The 26,118-nt window shown below is 48.2% G+C and carries 19 protein-coding genes and 1 pseudogene; 5 read left to right on the plus strand and 15 right to left on the minus strand.

Annotation, left to right across the window (positions count from 1 at the left end; genetic code table 11):
- Positions 1 to 26: 26 nt before the first annotated feature.
- From LOZ80_RS15365 to LOZ80_RS15385, 5 genes are read right to left on the minus strand one after another with little or no spacing between them, the layout of a single operon-like run.
- Positions 27 to 1,505 carry an ABC transporter substrate-binding protein gene (locus LOZ80_RS15365; RefSeq protein WP_238172216.1) on the minus strand — a complete coding sequence of 493 codons (1,479 nt, stop codon included), beginning with the start codon at positions 1,503 to 1,505 and terminating at the stop codon, positions 27 to 29.
- Positions 1,502 to 2,425, minus strand: a complete 924-nt coding sequence (locus LOZ80_RS15370) for an ABC transporter ATP-binding protein (RefSeq protein WP_238172217.1) — start codon at positions 2,423 to 2,425, stop codon at positions 1,502 to 1,504. The genes LOZ80_RS15365 and LOZ80_RS15370 overlap by 4 nt, the downstream gene beginning before the upstream one ends.
- 1 nt (position 2,426) lies before the next feature.
- A complete protein-coding gene (locus LOZ80_RS15375) occupies positions 2,427 to 5,369 on the minus strand; it encodes an ABC transporter permease (RefSeq protein WP_238172218.1) in 2,943 nt (980 codons plus the stop codon).
- Positions 5,369 to 6,466 (minus strand): efflux RND transporter periplasmic adaptor subunit, encoded by a 1,098-nt coding sequence (locus LOZ80_RS15380; protein WP_238172219.1) that lies wholly within the window; start codon positions 6,464 to 6,466, stop codon positions 5,369 to 5,371. Before LOZ80_RS15380 ends, LOZ80_RS15375 begins: the two co-directional genes overlap by 1 nt.
- Complete coding sequence (locus LOZ80_RS15385; RefSeq protein WP_238172994.1) at positions 6,429 to 7,160, minus strand: ABC transporter ATP-binding protein; 732 nt, start codon at positions 7,158 to 7,160, stop codon at positions 6,429 to 6,431. The genes LOZ80_RS15380 and LOZ80_RS15385 overlap by 38 nt, the downstream gene beginning before the upstream one ends.
- A gap of 350 nt (positions 7,161 to 7,510) precedes the next feature.
- Here LOZ80_RS15385 and LOZ80_RS15390 point away from each other — a divergent pair, with 350 nt between their 5' ends.
- Together LOZ80_RS15390 and LOZ80_RS15395 are read left to right on the plus strand one after the other, a co-directional pair.
- Positions 7,511 to 8,893 (plus strand): dipeptidase, encoded by a 1,383-nt coding sequence (locus tag LOZ80_RS15390; protein WP_238172220.1) that lies wholly within the window; start codon positions 7,511 to 7,513, stop codon positions 8,891 to 8,893.
- An 18-nt stretch (positions 8,894 to 8,911) separates the two neighbouring features.
- Positions 8,912 to 9,418, plus strand: coding sequence for a GNAT family N-acetyltransferase (locus LOZ80_RS15395; RefSeq protein WP_238172221.1), 507 nt, complete (start codon positions 8,912 to 8,914; stop codon positions 9,416 to 9,418).
- Positions 9,419 to 9,905: 487 nt separating this feature from the next.
- Here LOZ80_RS15395 and LOZ80_RS39515 read toward each other — a convergent pair.
- From LOZ80_RS39515 to dapA, 3 genes and pseudogenes are all read right to left on the minus strand, one after another.
- Positions 9,906 to 10,038, minus strand: a pseudogene (locus tag LOZ80_RS39515) (IS91 family transposase); the annotation flags it as partial.
- 169 nt (positions 10,039 to 10,207) lie between these two features.
- Positions 10,208 to 10,603 carry a RidA family protein gene (locus LOZ80_RS15400; protein ID WP_238172222.1) on the minus strand — a complete coding sequence of 132 codons (396 nt, stop codon included), beginning with the start codon at positions 10,601 to 10,603 and terminating at the stop codon, positions 10,208 to 10,210.
- Between the two features lie 19 nt (positions 10,604 to 10,622).
- Positions 10,623 to 11,498: a 4-hydroxy-tetrahydrodipicolinate synthase gene (dapA, locus tag LOZ80_RS15405; RefSeq protein ID WP_238172223.1), complete on the minus strand. Its 876-nt coding sequence runs from the start codon at positions 11,496 to 11,498 to the stop codon at positions 10,623 to 10,625.
- 123 nt (positions 11,499 to 11,621) lie between these two features.
- Between dapA and LOZ80_RS15410 the strand changes: the two genes are divergently transcribed.
- The gene (locus tag LOZ80_RS15410; protein WP_238172224.1) at positions 11,622 to 12,497 is read left to right on the plus strand and encodes a LysR family transcriptional regulator; all 876 of its coding nucleotides are present in this window, start codon (positions 11,622 to 11,624) and stop codon (positions 12,495 to 12,497) included.
- Between the two features lie 57 nt (positions 12,498 to 12,554).
- On the opposite strand, the gene pyrE is transcribed toward LOZ80_RS15410, so the two are convergent.
- From pyrE to pyrR, 7 genes are all read right to left on the minus strand, one after another.
- The gene (gene pyrE, locus LOZ80_RS15415) at positions 12,555 to 13,196 is read right to left on the minus strand and encodes an orotate phosphoribosyltransferase (protein ID WP_238172225.1); all 642 of its coding nucleotides are present in this window, start codon (positions 13,194 to 13,196) and stop codon (positions 12,555 to 12,557) included.
- A 55-nt stretch (positions 13,197 to 13,251) separates the two neighbouring features.
- The gene (gene pyrF, locus LOZ80_RS15420) at positions 13,252 to 13,941 is read right to left on the minus strand and encodes an orotidine-5'-phosphate decarboxylase (protein ID WP_283214789.1); all 690 of its coding nucleotides are present in this window, start codon (positions 13,939 to 13,941) and stop codon (positions 13,252 to 13,254) included.
- A 54-nt stretch (positions 13,942 to 13,995) separates the two neighbouring features.
- Positions 13,996 to 17,205, minus strand: coding sequence for a carbamoyl-phosphate synthase large subunit (gene carB / locus LOZ80_RS15425; RefSeq protein ID WP_238172226.1), 3,210 nt, complete (start codon positions 17,203 to 17,205; stop codon positions 13,996 to 13,998).
- The gene (carA, locus tag LOZ80_RS15430) at positions 17,192 to 18,364 is read right to left on the minus strand and encodes a glutamine-hydrolyzing carbamoyl-phosphate synthase small subunit (protein ID WP_238172227.1); all 1,173 of its coding nucleotides are present in this window, start codon (positions 18,362 to 18,364) and stop codon (positions 17,192 to 17,194) included. The genes carB and carA overlap by 14 nt, the downstream gene beginning before the upstream one ends.
- 156 nt (positions 18,365 to 18,520) lie before the next feature.
- The gene (locus LOZ80_RS15435) at positions 18,521 to 19,804 is read right to left on the minus strand and encodes a dihydroorotase (RefSeq protein WP_238172228.1); all 1,284 of its coding nucleotides are present in this window, start codon (positions 19,802 to 19,804) and stop codon (positions 18,521 to 18,523) included.
- Between the two features lie 20 nt (positions 19,805 to 19,824).
- On the minus strand, positions 19,825 to 20,721 hold the full coding sequence (locus LOZ80_RS15440; protein WP_238172229.1) for an aspartate carbamoyltransferase catalytic subunit: 897 nt from the start codon (positions 20,719 to 20,721) through the stop codon (positions 19,825 to 19,827).
- A gap of 5 nt (positions 20,722 to 20,726) precedes the next feature.
- Positions 20,727 to 21,281, minus strand: coding sequence for a bifunctional pyr operon transcriptional regulator/uracil phosphoribosyltransferase PyrR (pyrR, locus tag LOZ80_RS15445; protein WP_189006146.1), 555 nt, complete (start codon positions 21,279 to 21,281; stop codon positions 20,727 to 20,729).
- A 421-nt stretch (positions 21,282 to 21,702) separates the two neighbouring features.
- On the opposite strand from pyrR, the gene LOZ80_RS15450 reads away from it, so the two are divergent.
- Together LOZ80_RS15450 and LOZ80_RS15455 are read left to right on the plus strand one after the other, a co-directional pair.
- Positions 21,703 to 23,427, plus strand: a complete 1,725-nt coding sequence (locus LOZ80_RS15450) for an ABC transporter ATP-binding protein (protein ID WP_238172230.1) — start codon at positions 21,703 to 21,705, stop codon at positions 23,425 to 23,427.
- The gene (locus LOZ80_RS15455) at positions 23,424 to 25,307 is read left to right on the plus strand and encodes an ABC transporter ATP-binding protein (RefSeq protein ID WP_443147034.1); all 1,884 of its coding nucleotides are present in this window, start codon (positions 23,424 to 23,426) and stop codon (positions 25,305 to 25,307) included. The genes LOZ80_RS15450 and LOZ80_RS15455 overlap by 4 nt, the downstream gene beginning before the upstream one ends.
- Positions 25,308 to 26,118: the final 811 nt, after the last annotated feature.

Consider the following 26,118-nt stretch of genomic DNA (forward strand, 5'->3'; position numbering starts at 1 on the left):
CTAATCCTCAGCCAAGATGACCTGCTTTAACCGGCAGGTACGGCTTGCATCATCGTGGGTGGAATGGGTTGCCCCGGATTTTCCTTCATCTGCTTGAGCATCGCATCGCCTTGTGTTTGCCATTGCTTGAGGCCTTCTCTTGCTGTTATTTTTCCTTGCAGAACACTTGAGAACTGTTGGCGACCAATTTCTTGGACTTGATAAATGTTTGGATTCTCACGATAGATTTTCATGTTATTTTCCATTGGTGCTGGAATGACATTATAGAAGGCTTCCATGTGAAACTCTAAACCGTCCTTGGGTTTCAAATACTTGGAGCGAGCCACCAGATTGTAGGAACTGTGTGATTTTAACTTAGCCCAGTCTTCGCCATTAATGAATTTAATGAACTTCCATGCATCTTCTGGATTCTGCGCTTTGGCGTTGATTCCCATAATCCCGTTCATATAAATAGAGCCGCCGACTCCCTTGGCTTCTGGATGGGAAGGTATCGTTACGACATCCCAATCGATTGGCGTGTAGCCTTTATAGTTAGCCGCACTCTTGTTGGCATTCGTAATTTGCTGCAGCTGCCCGTAATTAATGATCCCCATAGCCAATCGGTTGGACATGAAATCGTCATAAGAAAATGGATTGTCCTGATCGAATTTACGGTTCATCGGTTTGTTCGGATCCATGAGTTCAGGGAAGACATTGTCTTTTTGCAATTGAGCCATTTTCGCCCAAACCTTTTCCCACTGGTCCGTGTCCACCGTCATTTTCTCCCCGGCATCGTCGAACATTTTGAGTTGCAGCGGAGCCGTGTACATTTGCATGCCATAGAACAAATTATCGCCCTGTGATTGCGTGGAGAATGAGAAACCATTAATACGGTTCTCGCCTTCGCCTTTCACTAATCGTTTGGAGAGGTCAAAGATCTCATCCCAGGTCATTCCATCCTTAGGAAAATCCGTTCCCGCATCCGTAAACATCTTCTTATTATAAATGAGAGCGGATGAGGTAAATGTCGGCGCCAACGCAAAAAGCTTCCCGCCGCCAGCATTTTTGATACCATCAATGACAGCAGGCACGATACCGGACGTATCGAATTTATCCTTCGTTATTTGTGGATCGAGCTGTGTCAACAAATTACTTTCGATCATGTCTGGCAATTGCTCATAGCCAACCATCACCACATCCGGCGGATTATCACTCTGCATAACTTCTTTCAGCTTCTCCATGGGATCGGGCATTTTCTCGCCAGGCTGTATGTTGCCATACCGGTACTTTTCATCCATGGTCGGGATCAATTCAATTTTGATATTCGGATTAGCAAATTCAAAAATCTCTGTGAACTGCTGTCTGAAATATTCATCATCGCCGCCATAACCCATGGAATTCGCGATACGAAGTACACGTTCCTGCTTATCGTCTGATTTATCTCCTTTTGTACACGCTACAGCTAATGGAACTACCAGAGCCAGTGTCAAGGTTGTAGCTAGCATTTTACGGTTGATCTGTTTCATTTCGTTTTCCCTCCAACAGTATGTGAATTGGGTGCTGTTCCCTCACTCGCAGTTATCACTTTGGGTGCTTTAATCATTATTTTCTCGCCATCAAATTCCATCGAGGCTTTGCCATCGATTTGCAGAGCCGTTAAGTAAGCCTTGGGAACCTGAAGTCTTCCTGCCCGGTCGAGGACCACATACTCTTCATGATCATCACCGGCAAGCCCTGTTCCTGAACCATCATCGGTCGTCATCGCAGAATTCCTCGCAATAAATTCCGAGCTTGTCATCCCATCACGAATGGCAACGACTCTGCCAACTTTCCCTGCCATAGATAAATCATGGGTGACAATTACAATCGTCACGCCAAGTTCCTTATTCAGACGCTGAAAAATAGCTAAAATCATATCCGCTGTCTTCGTATCTACGGAACCCGTTGGCTCATCAGCGAGAAGCAAGCGCGGGCGATTCGCAAGCGATATCGCAATGGCTACACGCTGCTGCTCACCGCCAGACAATTCTTGCAGCTTGTTGTTCATGCGGTGGCTTAAACCGACCCATTCCAGCAACTGCTTCGCATAGACTGGATCATAGTTGCCGCTTAGCATCATTGGCATTTCCACATTTTCTAGGGCCGTTAAATAAGAAACTAAATTGCGCGCATTATTTTGCCAGATAAAGCCAACCGTATGTCGTTTGTAGTCGACTAACTGTTTGTCCGTAATCTTTAATAAATCCCAATCTCCGACCTTCACCTGTCCGGCAGAAGGGCGATCAAGTCCTCCCAGAATGTTCAGCAAGGTGGACTTGCCGCTACCGCTGTTTCCGATGATCGCCATCAGCTCACCGGCGTCGATTTGAATGTTCAGCCCTTGCAAAGCTACAACTTCGATCTCATCTGTTTTATAAATTTTGACTAAGCCTTCGCAAGTGATCATCCTATTTCTCCTCCCCGAGCTTCACTGCTTGATGAACACGCAGCCTTCGAATGTGCAAGAACAACAGCAGCGCTCCTGTTACCATCATGAAGGCAACTACGAAATACAGCTGGTACGTGTCCTTCGAATCAAAAACAACACGGAAAGGCGGGACTTGCGTCTTCACATTTTGCGAGGTTTGCAGGAATGGCAGGAAGAAATAGCTCGTTAGCTTGCCTATGCCTATTCCCAAAGCAATCGATAATCCAGCTGTAAATCCTTGTTCAAGCAGGAGCATGCCCGTTAATTGCTTGCGTGAAAGTCCCATCGCGCGAAGAACACCGAACTGCACAACACGACTGGATAGATTGAAGAACCAGTACAACATGTAGCCGATCAATGATACCGTGACGGAAACCAGGAAACCTAGGCTGAGAATACCGAAAACGCCGCCTCTGGCAGGAAGTTTCTTCTGGATAATCAGTTCGTTGCGCACATCTTTCACAGAGGCAATCTCAATGCCTTTGGCTTGGAGTGCTGTTACGAGAGGCGCAACTTTGGCATCCGGATTCATTTTGAGCCACACTTCATAAGGAATCAAAGGGGCTTGATCATAAATGTAATCCAGATTCGCAATGAAAAATGGTGTCTGATCCGGATATTGACTTGGCCAATAAGGCAGAATGCCAACAATGACGAATTCCACAGGCTGCTGTCCAATCGTAATGGAGAGCAAGTCCCCCGCTTTCAGCGCATATTTACTGGCATAATTCGAAGGAATAATGACGGCTTGCTCATATGTGCCTAGTAAATTCAAATATTCATGCGGTGGAGCAGGAAATAGATCGGGTCGGAACCATGCGACTTTCGCGAAATCGACGTTATCGATACCCATGATCATTCCTTGGCCAGTAGATTTACCGGAAATCACGACATTCCCTTTGGATTGGAGCACTCTCGCAGCCGCTTTGACACCTTCCAGATCACGGAATACTTGAAAAGGCGGCTCGACATAGCGAATTTTGGTGGGTACTTCCTCACCTGGCTTCTGCCCACCCTGGCCGCCCTGGCCGCCTTGCCCACCGCCAGAACCGCCGTTTCCGTTAGAACCATTGCCACCGTTGTTCCCGCCACCTGATGACCCGCCACCTTGCGATCCACCTTTGTTGCCAGCGTTGGGATCCTTAGGGAGATCATCAGAAAAGCCTTCCCAAACGGTCTGCATGACCACATCAGTCCCGTATTGGTACAAGGTTCTTTCCGTCGAGTTCAAATCAATTGTTCGTGCCGCTGACGAATTGTATACGCCAAGCCCGAGTGTAAGAATCAGCAGCAGCATAAGCGGATAATAGGCTTTGGCAGATCGGGACAGCTGGACAAGTGTTAAATAAAGCGGTACGGGCAGGAATCTGCGTCCCAGCCAGCCGAAGAACCGCAACAGCCACGGGAAGATGCGCAGAAAGAACAATCCCAGCGCAAATATCGATAACGCAGGTACAAAGAACAACAGTGGATGCACCTGCAGCTGATCCGTGGTCAGTCCCGTTTGGACGGATAAGATTTGACGTTGGTCAAATAGATAGAATCCGTAACCTACTAGACCAAGCAGCACGATGTCGAGAAACCATCGCTGCCACAGTGGCGAACGATCCGAACGGGCCATCTGCTGTTTATAGTTCACTATGGAAGATCTAGCGAACATAACCGCAGGAATAACACTGGCAAGTATCGCGATTAGGACGGCTATTCCACCGTATAACATCGCTTCCGGTGTAAAGCTGACCGGAATCGATTTGCGATCCACGAATGTTAGAAAACCGCTGGAAGAACCAATGCTTTTAGCCATGAACCAACCTATGAACGGTCCTATCAGCAGGGCAATGATTCCGAGCAGCAGTCCCTCCAGAAAGTAAATGCCAACAATTTGATTGGTGCTGCCTCCACGGCTTCGCAGAATGGCAATAACCCCACGCTGGCGATCCAGCGATTGCCTGGCATTCATGACGATGTAATAGAAAACCATCGCAATCATCGGTGCTGCCAACGTAAATAATAAAATTTGCATCTGCAGACTTTGCGCTTTGAATTCAGCTAAAATCGGCTTGAAGGAGACATCTACTTTGGTGTTCTTGAGTTTCTGAAACAAGTTGATATCGAGCCGCTCCAAGCGATTATCCAGCGGAGATAGTTGACTTGTCTGGATATTTCGCAAATCGAACGCATAGTACCAGTTTGCAAGTTGCAGCGGGATTTTTTTATCCGTCAGCAGCGTTTGTACGAACAAATCTTCAGGAATAATAAGGGCATTCACTAAACCTTCCAAACCTTGAAACCAGTAGGAATCAGCCTCATTCTTGGGTTTAAAGGCACCAACAATCTTCACTTTCAACAGTTGACTGCCGCCCGCACCAGAAACGGAATAATTGAAAACATCTCCGATATGAAGATCATTTCGAAATAAAGCTTCCTCCAGTACCACGGCTTCGACAACACCGCTTTGCAACTGATTAGAGGCCATTTGTCCTAAGGACCAATCCACCTGATCGTTCAAGCTGCTTAACGATGTTAGTGTCATTTGACGACGTTTGCTGGGGTCAATCTTCGTTGGATCAACTGGCGTTATAGGCGCGCCTTTAATCGTATAGGTACGCGCAAATGAAGAAACAGGAAAAGCTAGATCTTTGGGAATTTGATCCTGTATGTATAGATTGACGTCTTTGAGCTCGTCTAGTCCTGCACGTTCAGTTCCAACAGCCTGATATCGCATAAGTAATGAACCTGCCGGGAGACCACTGCTCTTCTCTTCCAACGACTTGGCAACGACTCGCTTCAGCGATCCGTCTGCATACATCGGAATACTCGTGGTGAAAGCCACAGCCATGACCAGCCCAAGCAGTGTGCTTAATGTCAGCCAGCGGGTATTCCACATTTTCCGAAATAAAAAACGCAGCATCGGGATGGACATTAGCGACCCACTACTTTCTGTCCGGCGGTAAGACCTTTGACAATCTCCACATCCGTTGACGTCTGTTGACCGATTTCTACATCGACTTCCTTCTTGTTCCCTTGATTGTCAATCACCTGCACATAATTTCTGCCGGAATAGGAACGAAGCGCTGCTAGCGGAATCGTTGTGGCGTTTTCCTTGCGCTGCGTAATGATGCTCACGCTAAGCGGTGTTCCACGGTTTAAACCTTTGGGAAACTCATCCAGCTGTACAACTAAATATTTGTCAATCGAATCTTGCCCGCCGCCCTGTCCATCGCCGGGAAAGCCGCCACCATTGTTATTGCCTGCTTGCGGAAGGGGAAGCTGTTTTACTTTGCCTTTGTGCGTACCAGCAGAATTAATATCTACCTGTACTTCCATGCCAATAGCCACTTTCTTCGCATCGTCCGCGCTGATGCTTGCCGCAACGGTAAGCTCATTCAAATCAGCCAAAGTGGCAACCGACTCTCCAGACTTTACCGTATCTCCTTTTTTGGAAACAACCGTCACGATTGTTCCGCTGAAAGGCGCAACCAGCTTCGCTTTGCTCACTTGGGTTTCAAGCTTCGTCAATTCCTCACGCTTCAATTCAAAATCAATCTTGGCCTGTTCAACTTGCTCCGGTGTCATCTCATCAGCCTTGCGCATCGTTTCAATCATAGTCAGCTCATCTTTGCGCGTTTGCAGCTTTTTGCGCTTCAAATCGCTTTCCATGTCAGAAACATCAAGCTCTGCAATAGGCTGACCTTGTTCCACGGCATCCCCATTCTTCACAAGAATGGCGCTAATTCGCTTGCCGGTCATATCTTCAGAGAAAAACAGCTTCTCCTCCTGCAAAGCCATTAAACGTCCGCTTCCTCTAACTTTCGTCTCCAGTGTTTCTGTTTTCACCGCATATTCCGGCTTCTTCGACAGCTTTGGTGGATTAATCGATGGGATCGCTTCCTCCTCTTGCTCTTTGGGCAAAAGCGAACAGCCCGAAGCCAAGATCAGGGTTGAACTTAATAAAATTGCTGCAATGGGCTTCATCGTCCAGTTAGGAGATGAATTTCCCGTCCACCATTTCGTAAACATGATCGGCAACCTCCAAAATTGTAGGGTCATGAGTGGTCATACAAATCGTAATCTGTTCCGTCGCAATGATGCTGCGAAATACGGACATTATCTGCGCCCCCATCTGGGAATCCAGTTCAGCAGTAGGCTCATCCGCCAATATAAGCGATGGCCGGTGGGCGATAGCTTTGGCTATTGCCACACGCTGCTGTTCACCGCCCGAAAGTTCAAAAGGCCGATGATGCATGCGTTTGCCCAGTCCAACCAGTTCCAAACAATGCGCCACACGCTCTTTCCACTCCGAACGCGGAATACCAGCCATCCGCAACGCCAGTTCCACATTCTCCCAAGCAGACAACAAGGGCATAAGGGCAAAGGATTGAAAAATAAATCCGATTTCTTTGCGTCGAACCAGCGTCCGCTCATCATCTGAACCGAGATGGAAAGCATGCTCCTGAAACCAAATCTCCCCTTCGTTCGGTTGATCAAGCCCGCCAATTAAATTGAGCAGCGTCGTTTTACCCGAGCCGGAGCGACCTTTGAGCATGACCAACTGCAGCGGAATCAGTTCCATCTCAATCCCTTTCAGCACTTCTAATTTCTGCCCTCCAACATGAAAAGAACGCTGTACACCATGTACAGTCAAAAGGGGAGATTTCAACTGCCTCAAGGGGGTAGCGTGATTGTCAAACGCCTTCTCTTCCTCTAGCACCATGACCTCTGATGCGTTTTTTTTGCGAAACCATCTCGCCATTTCAGGGGACTCCCTTTCCTTGATAAACTGTCTGTATGCTAAAGTAGACGATACAGCTTTTGAAAAAGTTTCATGAAACTGAAAATTTCCTGAAAATTTTTTTACATTTAAACCCATTCATGTAATCTATTAAAAGATACTATTAAATGGAAGTTTCATCCATGCACCAAATGACCTATTTTCAGAATTAAAATTCGATCCGCCTGCAAAATTGCGAAACAGACACATCCATTTGCAGGAATTTACCGCTAATTGGGGAAGTTAAAAGAATGAACCATTAACTAGTGCTTTCAAAGAAGGAGAAATCACCCATGATTGAAACCATCAAAACCTATTTGGATGAGCAAAGAGATCAACACATAGAGGAATTAATGCAGTTTCTGCGGATTCCAAGTATCAGTGCTGTTGCCGAACATCAACCCGATATGATTCGCTGCGCGGAATGGACGGCTCAATCGCTGAAGCAGGCAGGTTTGGAAAATATTGAAATCATGCCAACCGGAGGACATCCGGTAGTCTATGCCGACTGGCTGCATGCACCTGGCAGGCCTACTGTCCTCATTTATGGGCATTATGATGTACAGCCCGCCGAACCTTTAGAACTTTGGCAGACACCGCCCTTTGAACCCGTCATCCGGGATGGCAAACTATTTGGCCGAGGCAGCACAGACGACAAAGGACAATTGCTGCTTTATGTGAAAACCGTGGAAGCTTTTCTGAGGACACAGGGCAGTCTTCCAGTGAATGTGAAATTCTGCATCGAAGGCGAAGAAGAAATTGCCAGCAAACATTTGCCTGCATTTGTTGAGACGTACAAAGAGAAATTGCAAGCAGACGCTATTACCCTATCGGATACACAGATGCATGGACCTGGCAAACCTGCGCTTATGTATGGATTGCGCGGCCTAGCAGGTTTCGAAATTACCGTGGATGGCGCGAACAGCGATCTGCACTCCGGGTTATTTGGCGGCGCCGTACAGAATCCGATTCATGCTTTATCCAAGCTTCTCAGTTCCTTTCATGATGAGCAAGGCCAAGTAGCGGTCCAAGGCTTCTATGATCGCGTGATCCAACTCTCGGACAAAGAACGTGAATCATTCAAGCAAGTTCAGCCTGACGAGAACAAGATCCGTACCGATTTGCAAGTGGACGCGCTTTATGGTGAAGATGGGTTTTCTTTTTATGAGCAAACAACTTCCAGACCTACCTTGGAAATCACATCGGTAAGCGGCGGTTTTCAAGGGGAGGGGATTAAACCGATTATCCCGAACCGAGCTTCAGCCAAAATCGCCTGCCGCCTCGTCGCGGCGCAAGTGCCGGAAGAGATCATGGATGCGATTGAATCCCATATTCAGGCGCAGAAGCTGCCCGGTGTCAAAGTAACCATGGACCGTCAACTGCGCGGCAATCCATTTATTACCCTCATAGATGAACCTGCTATGGTGGCAGCGGCGGAAGCTTATGAAGATACTTACGGCGTGTGGCCTGTCTACACCCGAAGCGGTGGGTCCATCCCTATCGTAGAGGTGCTTGGACGAGTGCTGAAGGCTCCTGTCGTTCTACTGGGGTTTGGCTTGCCCGGGGAAAACCTCCATGCACCGAATGAGCATTTCCATTTGATCAATTGGGGCAAAGGCACGGAGACGATTAGTCGTTTCTGGTTAAAACTAGCAGCACGAAGCGAGAAAGCTTGAAAGGACTGAAGCAACAACATGAACACAGAACATTTGCAAATCCGCGACGCTCATCTGGAAGATCTGCCAGAAATCGTGCGCATCTATAATACGACTGTTGCTGGACGTATGGTTACAGCGGATACAGAACCCGTTACAATAGCAAGCCGTGAAGCTTGGTTTCATGAGCACTCAGATGACTTCCGTCCTCTGTGGGTCGTGGAAAAAGATCAAGCCATCTGCGGCTGGCTCAGCTTCCAGTCCTTCTATGGCCGTCCGGCCTACAACGGAACCGCTGAAATCAGCATCTATGTGGATGAATCTTATCGCGGCTACGGCATTGGACGATATCTAATGGAAAAAGCCATTGAAGCAGGACCTTCTTTGGGTCTAAAAACCTTGCTCGGTTTCATCTTTGGCCATAACGATCCAAGCTTGAATCTCTTTCACAAATTCGGCTTCGAGAAGTGGGCGCATTTACCCGGTATTGCCGAATTGGATGGCATCGAACGTGATCTTCTTATTCTCGGCAAACGGATCGACTAAAGCCAACTTACACTTGCCATTTAAGAAAGGCGGCTTTGCCTCCCTGAGAGATGAGCGTCTTCATAAGGTTTTCAACAATATAGCGGTTCCTAGTTCCTTTTGGACTGTGCAATGACAGAGAGCGTCGTGTGAAAAGGAACTATGATCCACTATATGTCGGGAACTGGGGGAAACGTAGCATGAAAGGGAACTGAGATCCGCTATTTAAGCGGAACCTGATGATTCTGAGCGAGAAATGGCGGAATAGCGGACCGTAGTTCCCACTGACGTGGAATATGGCGGTTTTTCAGAATTATAGCGCACTGTACTTCCCTCAAACTCGCTATCCTGGCACATCTTGCTATAAACGAGGAGTGACGTTCTCATCGCATCAAACCACTCCATCGGGATGGGGTGCCTACAACCCAAGCCTGACAACTGGAGTCAATCTCCAACATTTAAATTTTGGTCAAGCCTCACTCACCTCTTACACCTTCCTCGTTTGTAAGATGACCTGTCGATCGTTGACAAGAAACACGTCCTCTGACAAGACCTGGACTCCACTCTACCATTACTCCGCATGAGCATGTCGTGCACAAACGCCCTTTGCACCGATAGGGCCCCACCTTAAGATCAGTGCATCGAAGAAAAGTCGGTGTAGGATGTCCTGTTTCATATTCTAAATGTACCAATAAACTAAAAAGGGTGAATCCCTTAAATCCACCCCAAAACTTATGCTTTTTCAAAAAAAAGCGCACTCCGCTTTCTTACGACTAGTACGCTAGCCCAAGAGAGAAATGCGCTTATTCTTTATTCATTTACGCGAACAACAACCGCTTCAACCTCTATCTCAATCATCAAAAGCGGATCGATTAAAGCCTTCACTTCAACCATTGTCGCTACAGGCTGCACGGTTCCAAAAAACTCACCATGTGCGCGTCCGAACGCTTCCCACTGAGAAATATCCGTCACATACATGCGCGTTCGAATGACATCCGACAGGCTAGCACCCAGCTCCTGCAAAGCTTGCTCAATGGTCGCAAGGACGAATCTCGCCTGCTCGTATGCATTTCCTACGCCCACTACCTCTCCATTCTGCATGGCGGTAGTACCAGCAACTTCAATCCGGTCGCCTACCCGGATTGCTCGACAATAACCAACGAGCGGCTCCCAAGGTGATCCTGTGAATACGCGGGTTCGACTCATTATGCACGCACTCCTTTTGCTATATATACGCTGTTAATCGTTCTTGCAAACCTTCTGTAACCGACAGAAGCGGCAAACGCAGTGCCCCTGAAGCAATAACCCCTTGCTGTTCCAGCAGCCATTTGAGAGGCGCAGGATTTGGCTCTGTGAACAGCAGCCTTATCAGCGGAAGGAGCCCTTCGTACAGCGTCTTGCTCTCCTCCATATTCCCAGCCAGGAAATGCCGATAAAAGGCTACAAAGCGCTCTGTTTCTACATTGGCAGATGCGCTCATAACGCCTTTGGCTCCTGCTTGGAGAGCATCAAACAACAAGGTATCTTCCCCGCAGAGAACAGGTTTGGAGCCCAGACGTGTCAACTCGGAGACCAGCTTCGTATTCGGCGTACTGTCTTTCATGCCAATAACACCATCGATATCCAAGATCGCACGAACCGTCTCGAGTTCAAGGGTCACACCCGTGCGGTGTGGAACTTCATATAAAATAATCGGCACCCCAACGCTGGCTGCTTGGCGAAAATGAGCAATAATGCCTTGTTGACTCGGTTTATTATAATAAGGAACAACCACCAAAGCTGCATCAGCGCCTAAGTTTCCAGCTGCCTCCGTTTTCTTAATCGTCGATCGCGTATCATTCGTTCCTGACCCAATCACAAGGGAAGCTTGTGAGTTAGCCGCTTCTTTCGCAGCTTGCGCTGTCGCAAATAAAATTCCCAGTTCTTCCTGCGTAATCGTAGGCGATTCTCCTGTAGTCCCATTAACAATAAGTCCATGAATGTCATCTTGAAACAATTGATAAGCCTGATTATAAAAAGAAGCCGCATCCACTTCAAAGTCTTCATCAAAGGGTGTAACGATTGGCACATAAACACCTTGCAGTTCCTGAGCTTTTAACATTCGACGCATCTCCCTGTCTCTATTTGATGTACATTCACTTTAGCATGGATCTTACTATCACAGTTAGCTATAATAAATGATAGGACTCATCAAAATTTTTGATAAAGAATCGAGGGGGCTCCCATGGATTTAACGTATTTTCGCACATTTCGGGAGGTCGCCCGGAGAAAAAGCTTCACCAAAGCCGCGGAAGAATTAGGTTATGCACAATCCAGTATCACGATGCAAATTCAGAAACTGGAAAGAGAATATGGTGTCCCGCTCTTTGAACGATATGGACGTCAACTGCGTTTGACAGCACCTGGCGAGAGCTTGTTGAAATTGGTCGTTCAGATGCTTGACCTCTACGATCAATCCAAAGAAATGATAGCCAGTCAAGTAAGTGGAACACTCACCATCGGCACGATTAATTCCCTTGCTGCGTACTACTTACCGCCCTATTTACATCGGATGAAGCAGCTCTACCCTGCCCTGAATATCCACCTTTTTCCGGATAGCGAGTCCTCTTTGATAAGCAAAGTGAAAGATGGCGACTATGATATTGGTCTCTTGCTTGACCGATTTCCTGCTGACAGTTTCCTTGACTGCACTCGCGTTCGTGAAGAACCCTTAGTCTTGGTGGCTCCGCCTAACCATTCACTCACTCAACAAACTAAGGTTGAACTCGCAGACCTTCACCAAACCGAATTTATCGTGACGGAGGATGGCTGCATCTACCGCGGCATGTTTGAGAAACTGTTAAAAGATCACGACATCCCGCTGCATATCGGATTCGAGCTTGGCAATCTGGAAACAATCAAACATTGCGTTATGAATGGATTAGGTGTGGCCCTGCTGCCGCAAATCACGGTTCAAAGTGAAGTAGAAGTTGGCAAACTAGCCCAGCTGCCTTTCTCGCATGCTGATCTTCATATGGATCTCCAACTGCTGCTGCACCCCAAAAAGTGGATGTCGCAGCCGCTCCAATCGTTCATCCATTTGTTGACAGATCAAATCTAAATCGCAAAAAAAAGAAGCTCATCTTTTCGCAAAGATGGAGCTTCTTCATTATTATCATTACACGCCAAAGGCAGCAGGATTAGCTCTCCATGAACGAAGCAATTCCATATCGGAAGCTTGAATCTTGCCCTTCTCTAACGCGACTTCAAGCAGCGCAGAATAGTTGGAAAGGGTGTGCAGCGGCATCCCTGCAGCTTCAAAAGCTTCCGTTGCCTTATCCAGCTGATAGGAGAAAATCGCCAGTACGCCAAGTGCTGTAGCTCCAGCCTCTTTCACGGCGATCGCAGCTTTCAAAGAGCTGCCTCCCGTCGAGATCAAGTCCTCAATGACGATCACTTTCTGACCTGGCTTGACGGAACCCTCAATCAGGTTCTCTTTGCCGTGCCCTTTGGCTTTGTCGCGAATGTAGATCATTGGCAGACCTAGCTTTTGAGCAACCCATGCAGCATGAGGGATACCAGCGGTAGCTGTACCTGCCACAACTTCAGCATCAGGGAACTTCTCTTGAATCAGGCTGACAAAGCCGTCAGCGATCGCTTCACGAATCGCTGGATGCGACATCGTCAAACGATTGTCACAATAAATCGGCGATTTCAGACCCGATGTCCATGTGAATGGCTGCTGTGGTCGAAGCGCAACCGCCTCGATCTCTAATAATGACGCAGCGATATGCTGCGCAATGGTTTCGAGTTGACTCATGATACTTCCACCGTTCCCTTCCATTGTAAGGCTCAAACCCGCCTGTCTACTCGTCTTACACGATTGAATCAATAATGGCTTCGATCGCCGCTCGCGGATCGGCGGCGCCAGTGATCGGCCTGCCGATCACGACGTAGTCCGTCTTCTGCGCGAACGCCTCAGCCGGCGTCATGATGCGTGATTGGTCGCCCACATCAGCTCCCGCAGGGCGAATACCCGGCGTCACCGTGACGAACCCGTCGCCGCATGCTGCCTTGATCGCCGTCACCTCAAGCGGTGACGCGACAACGCCTTGCAGCCCCGCGGCATGTGCCAAGCGGGCATAGCGAATGACGGCCTGTTCGGTCGTACCGGCTAGGCCAATCTCGTCATTCAGCACCGACTGGCTCGTGCTGGTCAACTGCGTCACGCCGATCACGATCGGGCGTGTACTGCCGCTTGCAAGCCCCTTGTCGACACCTTCCAAGGCGGCTTCCATCATCTGCTTGCCTCCGGCTGCATGCACATTAAACACATCAACCCCAAGGCGCGTCACACTCTCCGCGCCACCTTTGACCGTGTTCGGAATATCATGCATCTTCACATCAAGGAAAACCTTGTAACCGCGCGTTTTGAGACTCTCTACGAAGCTGGGACCTGCCGCATAGAACAGCTGCATGCCTACCTTCACGAAGCAGGGAATGCCTTCAAGCTGCTTAAGCAGCCCTTCAGCACTCTCCGCGTTCGGATAATCCAAAGCAACCATAATACGTCCAGCAATCTCAGTACGTGTTAAAACGGACACATTCTTCACTCTCCCTTAAGCATGAATGGGCATTGCACGTGAGGAGAAGTTAATCGCTTCAAGCATATTCACAAGCGCTCTGACTGTATCTAGTGAAGTCATGCACACGACACCATTCTCAACGGCTTCACGACGGATGCGGAAACCATCACGCTCAGGCTCTTTCCCTTTGGTCAGCGTGTTTACAACAAACTGTGCTTCGCCGCCACGGATCAGATCCAGAATGTTCGGTGAACCTTCGCTCAGCTTATGAACGGTCGTTACAGGAAGTCCAGCCTCTTGAATTGCCGTAGCCGTACCGCCAGTTGCAATGATTTTATAACCAAGACGGTAGAAGCCTTTCAAAATTTCGATCGCTTCTTCCTTATCTTTGTCAGCAACCGTTACAACAACGGAGCCAGCAGCAGGAATTTTCATGCCTGCACCGATCAGGCCTTTGTATAGAGCTTTTGCAAAGTTAATATCGCGTCCCATAACCTCGCCTGTTGATTTCATCTCAGGTCCGAGTGTTGTGTCTACACGGCGCAGTTTCGCGAAGGAGAATACCGGCACTTTAACAGAAACGTACTTATCTTCTGGCCATAGTCCGCTTTGGTATCCCATATCCGTCAGTTTTTGCCCCATAATTACGCGCGTCGCCACATTCGCCATTGGAATGTTCGTTACTTTACTTAAAAACGGCACCGTTCTGGAAGAACGCGGGTTAACCTCGATAACATACACTTGATCGTTGTGAATGACGAACTGGATGTTGACTAGACCAACCACGTTCAATTCCAGGCCGATTTTCGTCGTAATTTCAATAATTTGTTGCTTGATCTCATCGGAGAGCGATTGCGGTGGATACACGGCGATCGAGTCACCGGAGTGAACCCCTGCGCGCTCAACATGTTCCATAATACCTGGGATCAGAACCGTTTCTCTATCACAGATCGCGTCAACTTCAACTTCTTTGCCAAGCATATAGCGGTCAATCAGAACCGGATGCTCAGGGTTAATCTTCACGGCATATTCCATGTAGCTAAGCAATTCTTCATCGGAGTAGACGATTTCCATTGCACGGCCGCCTAAGACATAAGAAGGACGAACGATAACCGGATAACCGAATTTCGCTGCTGTTCCTACGGCTTGGTCAACAGATGTTACAGTACCGCCTGGAGGTTGAGCAATCGAAAGCTTGCTCAACAAAGCTTCGAATTTCTTGCGATCTTCGGCCGTATCAATGCTTTCCAGATCAGATCCTAGGATGCGTACGCCTGCTTTGTGCAACGGTGCTGCCAAGTTAATCGCGGTTTGTCCACCGAACTGAACGATAACTCCGATTGGATTCTCACGCTCGATGACGTTCATAACATCCTCGAAGAATAAAGGCTCGAAGTACAAGCGGTCCGACGTGTTAAAGTCCGTGGAAACCGTTTCTGGGTTGTTATTGATGATAACCGCTTCATAACCAGCTGCTTGAATTGCCCATACCGCATGAACGGTGGAGTAGTCGAACTCAATCCCTTGACCGATACGAATCGGACCGGAGCCTAATACAACGACTTTCTCTTTGGTTGTTTCTGTAACTTCGTCTTCTTGCTCATAAGTAGAGTAGTAATAAGGCGTTGAAGCTTCGAATTCAGCTGCGCAAGTATCAACCATTTTGTACACAGGCTTGATGTTTTGTTTCAGACGGTGTGTTCTGATTTCAGCTTCTTTGGTGAATGTCGAGCATCCAGCTAATGTGCGAATCTCGGCAATAGCACGATCTGTGAAGCCTTTGCGCTTCGTTTCGAAAAGCAGTTCATTCGTCAGTTCACTTGCCGCGATTTCTTTCTCGTATTTGATCAGACCATCAAGCTTGTTCAAGAACCACCAGTCAATGTTCGTCAAATTCTGCAATTGCTCCACCGTGTAGCCTCTGCGGTAAGCTTCTGCCAATAAGAATAGGCGCTCATCGTCCGGTTTTTGCAAGCGTAACTCCAATGTTTCTGTATCAAGCAAATCCGTTTCTTTAAGGAATAGGCGATGTACACCGATCTCTAGGGAACGTACTGCTTTGTGAATGGACTCTTCGAACGTACGGCCGATCGCCATAACTTCGCCAGTCGCCTTCATTTGTGTACCTAATTTACGGTTGGCAGCTGTGAATTTATCGAACGGCCAACGCGGGATTTTGGAAACGATATAATCCAGTGCCGGCTCGAAGCAAGCATAGGTTTGGCCTGTTACTGGATTGACAAGCTCATCGAGCGTGTAGCCAATCGCAATTTTCGCTGCCATTTTGGCGATCGGGTAACCAGTCGCTTTGGACGCAAGCGCTGAGGAGCGGCTTACACGCGGGTTAACTTCGATGACATAATATTGGAAGCTATGTGGATCTAAGGCGTACTGTACGTTACATCCGCCTTCAATGTTCAAGGCGCGAATAATTTTGAGCGATGCGGAACGCAGCATTTGATACTCGCGATCCGAAAGTGTTTGGCTTGGTGCGACAACGATACTATCTCCGGTATGTACACCTACTGGATCGAAATTCTCCATGTTACACACAACGATACAGTTATCATTTGCGTCACGCATTACCTCATACTCGACTTCTTTCATACCTGCAATACTGCGCTCAACCAGACATTGGCCGATTGGGCTGTAGCGAATTCCGGAAGCTACGATTTCCGTCAGTTCTTCCATCGTATTACAGATACCGCCACCAGTTCCACCTAATGTGTACGCTGGACGAATGATGATCGGGAAGCCGATTTCATTAGCAAAATCAACCGCTTGAGCAACTGTCGTTACGATAACGCTATCCGGTACCGGCTGCTCTAATTCTCTCATCAAGTCTCTGAAAAGATCGCGATCTTCCGCTTTCTCAATCGCCGTCAGCTGCGTTCCGAGAAGCTTCACGTTCTCGCTTTCCAGTACACCGGCGCGAGCCAGTTCAACCGCCATGTTCAAACCTGTTTGACCTCCAAGTGTTGGAAGCAAGCCGTCAGGACGTTCTTGACGAATGATTTGTGTAACAAATTCAAGTGTAATCGGCTCGATATATACTTTATCCGCCATGTTTGTATCCGTCATGATCGTAGCCGGGTTGCTGTTGATCAGGATAACTTCCATGCCTTCTTCTTTAAGTGCTTGACAAGCTTGCGTGCCCGCATAGTCAAATTCCGCTGCCTGACCGATAACGATTGGACCGGAACCGATAACGAGGATCTTTTTGAGTGTATTATTTTTTGGCATATTGCAGTTCCTCCTTCACAGATGTCGATGCCGTGGAAGCTTTCCACTGAGCAAGCATTTGCGCTTGGCGCGGCTGCTGTGGGTTATCAAGCTTATGCTGACGGATCAGCGAGATGAAATCATCAAACAAGTAGCTGGAGTCGAATGGCCCCGGTGCTGCCTCTGGGTGATATTGCACCGAGAATGCAGGGTATTTCTTGTGTTTCAAACCTTCGATTGTACGGTCATTATTGTTAATGTGCGTTACTTCAAGGTCCGTTCCGTTCACGGAATCTTCCTTGACCGTATAGCCATGATTTTGCGATGTAATGTAGCAGCGACCGGAAGCCAAATCTTTCACGGGATGGTTGCCGCCGCGGTGACCGAATTTCAATTTATCAGTGTCCGCGCCGCAAGCAAGTGCAAACAGTTGGTGACCAAGGCAGATTCCGAACAAAGGAATATCGCCGAGCAATCCTTTGATCATTTCAACCGCGTGCGGAACATCTTTCGGATCCCCAGGGCCGTTGGACAGCAAGACACCGTCCGGCGCAAGGCGGCGAATTTGTTCAGCAGTTGCATCTTGAGGCACAACGACAACGTCGCAGTCACGTTTGCTCAGATCGCGGATGATCCCGCTTTTGGCACCGAAATCAACGAGCACGATGCGCTCTTTGTGTCCAGGTGCACCGTATACGCTTTTGGTGGAGACACGAGAAACTTGGTCCGTCATCAGGGAAGTACCGCGCAAGATCTCAGTCAATTCCGCAACGGATTTATTGGATGTTGTCAATAAGCTTTTCATAACGCCGTGATGACGAATTTTACGAGTCAACATACGAGTGTCGATGCCGCTGATGCCAACGATGCCGTATTCTTTGAGCAAGCTGCCAAGTGTGTACTGCGCTCTCCAGTTGCTTGGAATCTCTTCGTGCTCACGCACGACGAAACCATGAATGAAAGGACGTACGGATTCAAAATCATCCCTGATCACCCCGTAGTTCCCCACCAATGGATACGTCATCGTCACGATTTGACCGCAGTAGGAAGGATCGGAAAGCACCTCCTGATAACCTGTAATCCCTGTATTGAATACAACCTCGCCGACGGATTCACCTTCACTACCGAACGATTTTCCTGTAAAAAGAGTGCCGTCTTCCAGCAACAATCTTGCCTGCATGTTCTTTCAACTCCTTCGCTATTGTCAAACGATTCTCACGAACCGCAGATGTCATGCCTACAACTTCCTAAGAAATGCATAGACTTGCATAAAAAATGATCTTTCTGTATAAATATACACGATTTTACGTGTCTCGTACAGCGTGTTATGCGGATTTTACGACCAGACCACTTTACCGGATGCGATGGTCACAACCGGCCAACCTTGCAGCTTCCAACCGATGAACGGTGTGTTTTTGCTGCGCGACACGATCTCTTCTTTCAGAACTTCACGCTCTGTTTCCAAATCTACGATCGTGATATCCGCTACACTGCCCACATTCAGCGTTCCGTAGGGAAGACCGAATACATCAGCCGGTTTTTGCGTCATTCGATCGACTAGGAAACCAAGCGTCCATTGTCCAGTTAGAACGAATTTCGTATACAGCAGCGAGAATGCTGTTTCGAATCCCAGGATACCGAATGGCGCCAGCATCATGCCTTTGGCCTTCTCTTCTTCTGTGTGCGGTGCGTGGTCCGTCACGATGATATCGATCGTGCCGTCTTCCAAACCTTCGATAACAGCCTGCACATCGCGCGGCGTGCGCAGCGGCGGGTTCATCTTCCAGTTGGCGTCCAGCCCTGGAATGTCTTCATCAGACAGCACGAGGTGATGCGGACATACCTCTGCGGTCACTTTGATACCGAACTGCTTCGCATGTCGGATCAAGCGAACTGATTGCTCCGTGCTCACATGGCACACGTGGTAGTGAACGCCTGTCGCTTCGGACAACAGGATATCGCGCCCTACATGAATCGCCTCGGATTCGTTCGGGATCCCTTTCAGGCCGTGCTTCTTCGCGAACGAGCCTTCACTTACCGGCGCTCCAACGACAAGCGTGTCATCCTCACAGTGTGCGATGATTGGCATGTCCATGGATGCGGCCAAAGCCATTGCATCCTTCATCATCTGCGCGCTCTGTACGCCAACACCGTCATCGGTGTAACCGATAACGCCGGCTTCTTTCAGCGCAGCGAAATCCGTTAACTCACGGCCTAATTGATTTTTGGTAATTGTTCCGTAGGGAAGCACCCGAATTACGCCTTCTGTTGCAGCTTTGTCCAATATGTATTTCACCGTATCGACTGTATCGATAACCGGCCTCGTGTTTGGCATGCATGCAATCGTTGTGAAACCGCCGCGAGCCGCGGAGCGTGTACCTGTCGCAATATTTTCTTTATGTTCAAATCCCGGTTCCCGCAAGTGCACATGCATATCAATGAAGCCAGGTGTTACGAGCTTGCCTGCTGCATCGATAACTTCATGACCTTCTGTTTGCGGAGCTGAGCTTTCCGAAGCATCCAGAACTTGTGCGATCTTGTCATTCTCGATAAAAATGTGCTTCTTTGCTTGTGCATTATTCGCATCAACCGTAAGTCCGTTTAAGATCCAAATACCCATTGTGCTGAAGTCCCCCTGTTCTATGATAAAGCTCGTTCAATGACCGCCATACGAATCGGCACACCATGAGCAATTTGTGTGAAAATTTTGGATTTCTCGTGTTCAACCAGTTCGTCATCCAATTCGACGTTGCGATTCACCGGAGCGGGATGCATGATTATCGCATGCGGCGCCATTCGGCTGGCACGTTCTGCCGTCAAACCATACTGCTCGCGGTATTCTTCAGCCGAGCGGATAATCCCCTTGTCGTGGCGTTCCAGCTGCACGCGCAGCATCATGACAACATCGGCTTTGAGCGCTTCTTCGAAAGTGATATATGGAGCGAACTCAGCGAGTTCAGGAGCCTGCATGCTGTCTGGCGCGCAGAACTGAACTTTGGCGCCCAGCGCGATAAGTCCCCACAAGTTGGAGCGTGCCACTCGGCTATGCAGAATGTCACCGACGATGGAGACTGTCAGACCCTTGAAGCTGCCGAATTGCTTGCGCATCGTGTAGAAGTCCAGAAGCGCTTGTGTTGGATGCTCATTATTGCCGTCGCCCGCATTGATCAGCGGAATTTTAATTTTCTCGGCCAATTCCTGCAGCACGCCGTTTGGCTTCAAGCGAATGACACCGGCATCGATCCCCATGGACTCCAGCGTGCGAACCGTGTCGTAAATGGATTCACCTTTTTGCACGCTTGATTCCGCTGCGGAGAAGTTCAGCACATCAGCCCCTAATCGCTTTTGGGCCAGTTCGAAAGAGAAACGCGTTCTTGTACTATTTTCAAAAAATAAGTTGGAAACGAACTTGCCTTGCAACTGATTCGATACCTTAGGGGAAGATTGTTCCCAGTAAGCTGCCCGATCCAAAATACTTGTTATTTCCCCCGCCGTAACACCTTTCAATCCTAAAAAATGCTTTGTTTGTGTACTCATTATACTCACTCCTGTTTCCCCCTCTGCCCATGTATGATGACCCCATCTTTATCATCGATTTCCGTTAACAGCACTTCGATGCTTTCACTTTTGGAGGTAGGTACGTTCTTGCCAACATAATCCGGGCGAATAGGCAGCTCGCGATGTCCTCTGTCTACCAAGACTGCCAGTTGAATCATTTGCGGTCTGCCCAAATCTATCAAGGCATCCATCGCTGCTCTTACGGTCCTCCCTGTGAAGAGGACATCATCGAAGAGGATGATTTTACGGTCCTGGATTTGGAGCTTGCCGCCTTCCCGCGCGTCCTCCACCGATTTCACCTTTACGCGATCATCGCGGTAAGAAGTGACATCGATCTCGCCCACCGGAATCGGAACACCTTCAATTTCCATAATCCGCTCTGCCACTCGCTTGGCCAAATAAATGCCGCGGGTCCGAATCCCAATCAAGGTACAATCTTCTACCCCTTTATTCTTTTCAAGTATCTCGTGTGCAATCCGCGTCAGCGCTCTTCGAATTCCCATTTCATCAATGAGGGTATGTTCGGCTGCTTCGTTCATCTCTTCGCCTCCTGATCGTTTTGCTTCAGCAAAACGGATAACGCAAGATTAGGCTTTGTTTTCCATCGGAAAGCTTGTTTAGCAAGAACTGCACCGTTTTCCACCGGAAAACCAAAAAACTCCTTGCCCAATTCATGGCAAGGAGTTACGAGTGCATAAAGATACAGAGCGGGGCATGAGGATGCGCACATCCGATGCTTGTTAACACAGCGTACGCGACGCTGCATTCCCGTCTTTTCTTATCGTTTTACCTTGCCAGCCTCTCTGGACTGTTTTTAAAGGTACCTATGTAATTAATAGAATTATGCCATTTTCGACATGATAAGTCAAGATCCTTTATCAAACTCTCTTTGAGCAAGCGCTTGCGCATGTGTTATAATTTACATATTAATTACGATTCAATCCGGCCAAGGAGGAAACTATGTTCAAATTGTTTCGACTTTTGAAACCGTACAAATTTTTAGTTGCAGCTGTCATTATTTTAATGCTCTTGCAGTCACTGGCACAGCTGTATCTGCCTACGCTTCTATCCGACATCGTCGATATTGGGGTAGTCAAAGGAGACATCGGCTATATTCTCCGTTACGGAGCATATATGCTGCTCGTTGCCATGGGAGCTATGGTGTGTGTCATTATTGCCAGCTACTTGCTTGCTAAGACAGCCACTGGGTTCGGCAGAGATTTGCGCCGCATACTTTTCACTCATGTGGAGAGTTTCTCCTTGCATGAATTCGACAAACTCGGAACCTCCTCCCTCATTACACGAACCACGAATGATATCGCACAGGTACAGCAAGTCATCGTTATGATGCGCATGTTTATCGGAGCGCCTACCATGCTGATCGGCGGCGTAATTATGGCAACCTACAAAGATTCACATCTGGCTATTGTCTTAATCTCAGTCATTCCGATTCTTGTATTGGCTATTATCGTAATCATGCGCAAAGGACTTCCTTTATTTAAACTGCTGCAGGTCAAAATTGACGGCATTAATCTCGTGCTGCGGGAAAATTTAACCGGAATCCGCGTCATTCGCGCCTTTAATCGTGGAGAGCACGAAAAACGCAAATTCGAGAAAGCGAATCATGACTATACGGTTACAGCCGTGAAAGTCAACACCTTGATGGCAACCATGATGCCCATTATGATGCTGGTTTTCAATCTAGGCATCGTCGTCATCCTTTGGTATGGCGGTATTCGAATTGACGGCAATCAAATGCAAATTGGCGATCTTATGGCTTTCATCCAATATGCGATGCAAATCATGTTCTCCATGTTTATGATGACGATGATTTTCATGATGATCCCCCGTGCATCAGCCTCGGCAGTGCGAATCAATGAAGTTCTAGCCCTAGAATCGAACATACATAGTAGTCATGAAGCGAAAGAATTAAATACCAACCAAGCTGCCATTGAATTTCAGCACGTAACTTTCAGTTACCCTGGTGCTGAGCAGGCCGCCATCCACGACATTTCTTTTCGAGCAGAGTCAGGTGAAGTCACTGCCATTATTGGAGGCACAGGATCCGGCAAAACGACGCTCATCAACCTGTTGCTGCGCTTCTATGATGTAGATTCCGGCAATATCGCTGTGGCTGGCAGTTCTTTGCCAAAACTAAAAATCGAAAGTTTAAGACAGCAGATCGGCTATGTTCCACAAAAAGCGGCGCTTTTCTCAGGCACGATTGCCGATAACATTCGTTTCGGACGTGAAAACGCAACAGATGAAGAAATTCATCAGGCCGCAACTACTGCGCAAGCGGCAGATTTTATCGCGGAGATGAAAGATGGCTACCAAGCGGTTCTCGCTCAAGGCGGAACGAACTTGTCAGGCGGTCAGAAGCAGCGACTCGCGATTGCCCGCGCACTGGCCCGCAAGCCGCACATCTATGTGTTCGATGACAGCTTCTCTGCGCTTGATTTCAAAACGGACGCCAAGCTTCGTGCTGCGCTCAAAACCGAAACTGCGGAAGCGACGAAGATTATCGTCGCTCAACGGGTGAGTACGATCATGGATGCAAACCGCATCATCGTCCTGGATGAAGGCAGAATTGCCGGCATCGGAACGCATGCTGAATTGATGAAAACCTGTGCCATTTATCAAGAAATTGTCGCTTCACAGCTGTCAGAGGAGGAAATTGCATGAGTGAGAAACCAAAAGATCAACCCTCTTCCCCTCCGGCAGCCAACCCTGCTCATTTCGGTCGTGGCGGAATGGGTGCGATGGGCCGGCCTGTGCAGAAGGCCAAAGATTTCAAAGGGACACTACGGCGGCTCGCCAGCTTTATGAAGCCCTTTCGGCTGCCGATCGGCCTTGTAGTTATCGCTTCCGTGCTCAGCACGATGTTCAGCATTATTAGTCCTAAACTGATGGGCAACGCAACAACTACGCTTTATGAAGGCTCCATGGCCAAGTTAAAAGGTGTCGCCGGAGCTCATATCGACTTCGATGCGATCCTTCGCATCGTGCTCATTCTCGCAGCGCTCTATGTGTTAAGCGCAGTTCTCACCTATATTCAGCAGTGGATTATGGTCGGCGTGACCCAGAAAATTGTTTTTAATCTGCGTGAAGCGATTAGCGACAAGCTGTCTCGGGTACCTCTCTCCTTCTTTGATGCACGCAGCCACGGAGACACAATGAGTCGTGCCACCAATGATGTGGACACCATCAGTTCAACGATGCAGCAAAGCTTAACGCAACTAATTACGTCAATCGTAACTCTGCTTGGGATCATCATTATGATGTTAACCATAAGCCCATTGCTGACGTTAGCTACAATTGTCACGTTGCCTTTGAGCATTATGGGAACGAAGATGATCGCCTCCCGATCACAAAAGTATTTCAAAGGGCAGCAACAAACGCTAGGCCAACTCAACGGTCATGTAGAAGAGATGTACACCGGACATACCATTGTCAAAGCTTTTGGCCGTGAGAAGAAATCGGTGGAGCAATTCAATGAAATCAACGACCGCCTGTATCATTCGGGCTGGAAAGCGCAGTTCATCTCCGGCATGATTTTTCCCCTGATGTCATTTATCGGAAATATCGGCTATGTGCTGGTCAGTGTAATCGGTGGCATCATGGTGACCAATGGCGCCATTAAAATTGGTGATATCTTAGCCTTCATCCAGTATTCCGGCCAATTCGGGATGCCCATCACCCAAGTCGCCAATATTGCCAATGTGATTCAATCTACGATTGCCGCGGCAGAGCGTATTTTCGAATTATTGGATGAGCCTGAGGAAGTGGCAGAGAACAATCATGTCCAAAAGGTTTCAAATGTTCGCGGACACGTTCAGTTCGACCAGGTTGCCTTTTCTTACAAAGCGGATACACCGCTTATCGAAAATATGAACATCCATGTTGAGCCTGGTCAAACTGTCGCGATTGTCGGACCAACCGGAGCAGGCAAGACGACCATCGTCAATCTGCTTATGCGTTTCTATGAATTGAATAGTGGCACTATTTCCATTGACGGGATCAATTCACGCGAGATGTCTCGCAGCCATTTACGCGGACTTTTCGGCATGGTACTTCAGGACACCTGGTTATTCAACGGTACGATACGTGAAAATATTGCTTACGGGCGCGATGGTGCGACCGAGGAGGACATTGTTCAAGCAGCTCGCGCCGCTTATGCCGATCATTTCATCCGTACCTTGCCGGACGGCTACAGCACAATCCTTAATGAGGAAGCGTCCAATCTATCGCATGGTCAAAAACAATTGCTCACCATCGCCCGCGCGATTCTCGCCGATCCAACCATTCTGATTCTCGACGAAGCGACCAGCAGCGTGGATACCAGAACGGAAGTGTCCATCCAAAGAGCGATGAACAATCTTATGGCCAATCGCACCAGTTTCGTAATCGCTCACCGCCTCTCCACCATCCGCGATGCCGATCTCATCCTTGTGATGAATCAAGGGACCGTCATCGAACAAGGAACACACGAAGAGTTGTTGGAGCAACAAGGCTTCTATGCCGATCTCTATAAAAGCCAATTCGCACAAAAAGCTATTTCTTAAAAAAAGGACTGTCAGGTCATCCTGACGGTCCTTTTTTGTTAGATTAGGGATTGACTTACCGCTATATGTTTTGGAGGTGGAGGTGAGCTTAGTTTGCTGAGAATGTGGTTTGGCGCCACTCTGCTTCGCACAAAAAGCTATTTCTTAAGAAAAGGACTGTCAGGTCATCCTGACGGTCCTTTTTTGTTAGATTAGGGATTGACTTACCGCTATATGTTTTGGAGGTGGAGGTGGGCTTAGTTTGCTGAAAATGTGGTTTGGCGCCACTCTGCTGCTGTAACGCTGTTTTTCAGCGTTATCAATGCGGCTTCGCCTCTCTCGGCGCAATTCCCTGCTGTTAAGATTGTTTTTCAGTCTTAACGCTTGGCTTTGGCGCCACTACGCTGCTGTAACGCTGTTTTTCAGCGTTATCAATGCGGCTTCGCCTCTCTCCGGCACATTTTCCTGCTGTTAAGACTGTTTTTCAGTCTTAACGCTTGGTTCTGGCGCCACTACGTTGCTGTAACGCTGTATTTCAGCGTTATCAATGCGGCTTCGCCTCTCTCTGGCGCAATTTCCTGCTGTTACGACTGTTTTTCAGTCTTAACGCTTGCCTTTGGCGCCACTCCACTGCTGTAACGCTGTTTTTCAGCGTTATCAATGCGGCTTCGCTTCTCTCCGGCGCATTTTCCTGTTGGTTAAGACTGTTTTTCAGTCTTAACGCTTGGTTCTAGCGCCACTCTGCTGCTGTAACGCTGTTTTTCAGCGTTATTAATGCGGCTTCGCCTCTCTCCGGCGCAATTTCCTGCTGTTAAGACTGTTTTTCAATCTT

Source organism: Paenibacillus sp. HWE-109 (assembly GCF_022163125.1).
Classification (GTDB): domain Bacteria; phylum Bacillota; class Bacilli; order Paenibacillales; family NBRC-103111; genus Paenibacillus_E.

Coding starts and splice junctions, on each gene's coding strand:
- LOZ80_RS15365 (WP_238172216.1), bottom strand. CDS start 1,505: ATGAAACAGATCAACCGTAAAATGCTAGCTACAACCTTGACACTGGCT.
- LOZ80_RS15370 (WP_238172217.1), bottom strand. CDS start 2,425: ATGATCACTTGCGAAGGCTTAGTCAAAATTTATAAAACAGATGAGATC.
- LOZ80_RS15375 (WP_238172218.1), bottom strand. CDS start 5,369: ATGTCCATCCCGATGCTGCGTTTTTTATTTCGGAAAATGTGGAATACC.
- LOZ80_RS15380 (WP_238172219.1), bottom strand. CDS start 6,466: ATGTTTACGAAATGGTGGACGGGAAATTCATCTCCTAACTGGACGATG.
- LOZ80_RS15385 (WP_238172994.1), bottom strand. CDS start 7,160: ATGGTGCTAGAGGAAGAGAAGGCGTTTGACAATCACGCTACCCCCTTG.
- LOZ80_RS15390 (WP_238172220.1), top strand. CDS start 7,511: ATGATTGAAACCATCAAAACCTATTTGGATGAGCAAAGAGATCAACAC.
- LOZ80_RS15395 (WP_238172221.1), top strand. CDS start 8,912: ATGAACACAGAACATTTGCAAATCCGCGACGCTCATCTGGAAGATCTG.
- LOZ80_RS15400 (WP_238172222.1), bottom strand. CDS start 10,603: ATGAGTCGAACCCGCGTATTCACAGGATCACCTTGGGAGCCGCTCGTT.
- dapA (WP_238172223.1), bottom strand. CDS start 11,498: ATGTTAAAAGCTCAGGAACTGCAAGGTGTTTATGTGCCAATCGTTACA.
- LOZ80_RS15410 (WP_238172224.1), top strand. CDS start 11,622: ATGGATTTAACGTATTTTCGCACATTTCGGGAGGTCGCCCGGAGAAAA.
- pyrE (WP_238172225.1), bottom strand. CDS start 13,196: ATGAGTCAACTCGAAACCATTGCGCAGCATATCGCTGCGTCATTATTA.
- pyrF (WP_283214789.1), bottom strand. CDS start 13,941: ATGGTTGCTTTGGATTATCCGAACGCGGAGAGTGCTGAAGGGCTGCTT.
- carB (WP_238172226.1), bottom strand. CDS start 17,205: ATGCCAAAAAATAATACACTCAAAAAGATCCTCGTTATCGGTTCCGGT.
- carA (WP_238172227.1), bottom strand. CDS start 18,364: ATGCAGGCAAGATTGTTGCTGGAAGACGGCACTCTTTTTACAGGAAAA.
- LOZ80_RS15435 (WP_238172228.1), bottom strand. CDS start 19,804: ATGGGTATTTGGATCTTAAACGGACTTACGGTTGATGCGAATAATGCA.
- LOZ80_RS15440 (WP_238172229.1), bottom strand. CDS start 20,721: ATGAGTACACAAACAAAGCATTTTTTAGGATTGAAAGGTGTTACGGCG.
- pyrR (WP_189006146.1), bottom strand. CDS start 21,281: ATGAACGAAGCAGCCGAACATACCCTCATTGATGAAATGGGAATTCGA.
- LOZ80_RS15450 (WP_238172230.1), top strand. CDS start 21,703: ATGTTCAAATTGTTTCGACTTTTGAAACCGTACAAATTTTTAGTTGCA.
- LOZ80_RS15455 (WP_443147034.1), top strand. CDS start 23,424: ATGAGTGAGAAACCAAAAGATCAACCCTCTTCCCCTCCGGCAGCCAAC.